A 2,153-nucleotide genomic window follows, 5' to 3' on the forward strand; every position below is an offset into this window, starting at 1 on the left:
CTCAATCGGATCGGATCTAGGCTCAATGATCTGACACCGGCGAAAAGCGACCCGTATCCGACCATTGATGCGACCCTTCAACCAAGATCGCGGAGACTGTGGATCTACCGGTGTTTCCAGCTCGACGCGGGATATCGGCCCCGGTGAATGGGTCCCGTGCTGAAAGTGGGTCTCCGCGTCCCATGGCCTCATCCGATTCGGTGCGTGGGCTGTCCCTCATCCGGGCTTGACCTTTCCCTTGAGGGGAAGGTCGACACTGGTTGGTGGAAAGCAGTTGAACCCTCGGGGCAGCGCAATCAGAAGGTGTCGGCTGCGCTGAACGGAAGCCGGGCATGTCCACCGAACCGGAAAGTCAGAGCAGATTCACCCCTCCCGCGTTGATGGCCTTTGCCTTGCTCACCGCAGCCCAGGGTGGCCTGCTTCTGGCGCGGGTGACCGGCCACCCTGGCGGCCCCTCAAGGCGGCCCTGGATTTTGCATTGGTGGGCGTCTGAGCGCAACTGAACACATCTACGGTGAACATTGAAGGGACGACTGTGTAAGAGAACATCGGGAGAGGACACCGGCTCACGTGGGCGCCGTGCTCCACCGGCACGACACACTTCGACAGGAGCACAGCCTGGCTTCCTGTTCCGCACCAAGCGGATGGCCGCCTGGGTGTGCGGCTGGTCATGGTGATCTTTCCGCTGCTGCCCGCGGTTCGAATCCATCATCAATCCGGAAGCGGCGAATGAGCTTTAGAACAAGAATTCGTGAAGACGTGAAAGTAGTCCTGAACCATGACCCGACAGCGCGGAGTCTCGTGGGAATGGCTTTGGTCCACCCAGGACTGCACGCGGTCTGGGTGCACCGGCAGACACACCGCATGTGGGCCCGACCCGGGCTCAGGTTCCTGGCGCGTGTGCTCTCCCAACTGGTTCGTACTGCAACCGGTATCGAAATCCACCCAGCAGCCACGCTGGGTCGCCGCATGCTTATCGATCACGGTCAAGAGGTGGTTATCGGTGGGACCGCGGAAATCGGTGATGACGTAGTCATCTCCGAGGGTGTGACCTTGGGAGGACGATCGTTGCAAAAAGCCAAGCGTCACCCCACGATCGAAGACGGCGTCACCATCGGCGCAGGCGCCAAAATACTGGGGGCAATCACCATCGGAGCGCGGAGCACAGTGGACGCCAACACCGTCGTCGTCAAAGACGCCCCAGCAGACTCGTTTCTCACCGGGATACCCGCAACCAACCGATCAACCACAACCTAAGATCGGGGACACTCCCGCCCGCCCCGGCCACTGGCCATAGCATAATCGCGACGGGCACCGGAGGGCAGTGCCTAGTGGCTGAGTTTGAGTCCGATAACGCCGCCGATGATCATGGCCAGGAACACGATCTTCAGGAGGGACGTGGCTTCGGTACCGGTGATCATGGCGTACACGACGGTCAGGGACGCGCCGATGCCGACCCAGACGGCGTAGGCCGTTCCGGTGGGCAGGTCCCGCATCGCGTAGGCCAGGCCGGCCATGCTGGCCAGCAGTGAGGGAATGAGCACCAGAATGGGTCCGAGCTTGCTGAAACCTTCGGACTTACCGAGGGCCGTTGCCCACACTGCTTCCAAAACACCGGAAATGACGAGAACAAACCATGCCATGACAATCTCCTATAAGCCGTCTTCACACACTGGGTATGGCACCCATCGTCCGGGAGTGCCCGGGTGAAGGACCCACACACATTTTTTAACGCATCATTTGGAAAGACTGAGAGAAATAGTTCAACCACAGGTGGACGGCTTTGAGCTCAATCCCGAGGGCTCCACCCACCCACAGGTGGATGAACCACTACAGGTGTATCTCATTCATCCGGGGGAGCACTTTGGCTGCTCCTTGTCCTAAACGGCCGCAGGACGACGCCCCGACCCGGTTACGGGCCGAGGTGCCGCCGGGCTTACGCGGCGCAGCTCACCAACGACTCTTTGGTCGAGGACTCAGAGGCTGGAATGGCCGGCAACGACCTTTTCCAGTTCGTCTTTGCCTTTGGCTAGCATCCGGTCCACCGCCGCAGGATCCTGGCGGTTGATCTCGACCGTTTGGGCTGTGGACTCCCCTCGCACTACGTTGATTTCACCGGTGATGATGCCCGCGACCGTGGCCCGGGCGACGTC

2 protein-coding genes are annotated in these 2,153 nt (G+C 60.8%); one reads left to right on the forward strand and one right to left on the reverse strand.

Features of this window, described 5'->3' with window-relative positions; all coding sequences use genetic code 11:
* Window positions 1-729: 729 nt before the first annotated feature.
* On the forward strand, window positions 730-1,257 hold the full coding sequence (epsC, locus tag IWX65_RS17445) for a serine O-acetyltransferase EpsC (RefSeq protein WP_196884819.1): 528 nt from the start codon (window positions 730-732) through the stop codon (window positions 1,255-1,257).
* A 71-nt stretch (window positions 1,258-1,328) separates the two neighbouring features.
* Here epsC and IWX65_RS17450 read toward each other — a convergent pair whose 3' ends face one another.
* Complete coding sequence (locus IWX65_RS17450) at window positions 1,329-1,643, reverse strand: DMT family transporter (protein WP_196884820.1); 315 nt, start codon at window positions 1,641-1,643, stop codon at window positions 1,329-1,331.
* Window positions 1,644-2,153: the final 510 nt, after the last annotated feature.

Source organism: Arthrobacter sp. CAN_A214, assembly GCF_015751955.1.
GTDB lineage: Bacteria > Actinomycetota > Actinomycetes > Actinomycetales > Micrococcaceae > Arthrobacter_D.

Bases quoted from the DNA above. Each gene is read 5' to 3' on its own strand.
- epsC (WP_196884819.1), top strand. From the start codon at position 730: ATGAGCTTTAGAACAAGAATTCGTGAAGACGTGAAAGTAGTCCTGAAC.
- IWX65_RS17450 (WP_196884820.1), bottom strand. From the start codon at position 1,643: ATGGCATGGTTTGTTCTCGTCATTTCCGGTGTTTTGGAAGCAGTGTGG.